This window comes from Clostridioides sp. ES-S-0005-03, assembly GCF_020658455.1.
Lineage (GTDB): Bacteria > Bacillota > Clostridia > Peptostreptococcales > Peptostreptococcaceae > Clostridioides.
On sequence record NZ_JACVWI010000031.1, the window covers coordinates 1 to 330 of the forward strand.

Annotated in this window: 3 tRNA genes; all 3 read left to right on the forward strand. The window is 53.3% G+C overall.

Features of this window, described 5'->3' with window-relative positions:
• Nucleotides 1-45 precede the first annotated feature (45 nt).
• The 3 genes from IC218_RS21680 (at nt 46) to IC218_RS21690 (ending at nt 283) form a co-directional block, all read left to right on the forward strand.
• Nucleotides 46-121: transfer RNA gene (locus tag IC218_RS21680), tRNA-Lys, on the forward strand.
• Nucleotides 122-128: 7 nt separating this feature from the next.
• Nucleotides 129-202 (forward strand) — tRNA-Cys (locus IC218_RS21685).
• A gap of 6 nt (nt 203-208) precedes the next feature.
• Nucleotides 209-283, forward strand: a tRNA-Asn gene (locus tag IC218_RS21690).
• Nucleotides 284-330 lie beyond the last annotated feature (47 nt).

Here is a 330-nt window from a genome sequence, read left to right on the forward strand (position 1 = left end):
CTGGAGGTCGTGAGTTCGACTCTCATTATCCACCCCAACTAATATGGTCTATTAGCTCAGTCGGTAGAGCACCTGACTTTTAATCAGGGTGTCCCGCGTTCGAGTCGCGGATAGATCACCAAAAAGGCGGCGACATAGCCAAGTGGTAAGGCAGTGGACTGCAACTCCTTGATCCCCAGTTCGAATCTGGGTGTCGCCTCCAAAATATTCCAAGGTAGCTCAACGGTGGAGCAACCGGCTGTTAACCGGTAGGCTGTGGGTTCGAGCCCCACCCTTGGAGCCAAAAAAGCCGAAGTGGCGGAACTGGCAGACGCACAGGACTTAAAATCC